Annotated in this window: 1 protein-coding gene; it reads right to left on the bottom strand. The window is 44.6% G+C overall.

What is annotated here, in order from left to right:
• Nucleotides 1-587 (bottom strand): PLP-dependent cysteine synthase family protein (locus GMD4S_RS10150; protein WP_000000172.1); only part of this gene is annotated, 587 nt, incomplete at both ends.

The raw sequence follows: 587 nt of genomic DNA, 5'->3' as shown, positions 1-587 counted from the left end.
TTGAATTTTGTGAGGTCCTGGTTTTTCACCAGACAAGATAGCTGACTCGTCTGCCTCAACTGCATAAACTTGAATGTTTGAATTTGCTACTTTAAGAGCGTGAGAAACACCTGAGATCGTTCCACCGGTGCCAACACCACCCACAAAAGCATCTAAACCATCAGAACCGAAAGCAGCCAGTATTTCAGCTCCTGTTGTTCTTTCGTGTACTTCTGGGTTAGCTGGATTATTAAATTGGAGGGGAAGGAAGCCGTCACGTTCAGCAGCGATTTCTTGAGCTTTAGCAATAGCTCCTTTCATTCCTTCGCTACCAGGAGTGAGGACGAGTTCAGCACCATAGGCTTGGATAATCTTACGTCGTTCCACACTCATCGTTTCAGGCATGACGATAACAACTTTATATCCTTTAGCAGCACCGACCCATGAAAGACCGATACCAGTGTTTCCACTCGTTGCTTCAACAATGGTAGCACCTGGTTTTAGAATACCATCTTGTTCCGCTTTTTCAATCATGCTAAGGGCAATACGGTCTTTTACTGACGATCCAGGGTTAAAAGCTTCTAGTTTAACATAGACGTCTGCAGCAC

It is taken from the genome of Streptococcus sp. GMD4S, assembly GCF_000296955.1.
This window is presented reverse-complemented; position numbering and strand designations above follow the sequence as displayed.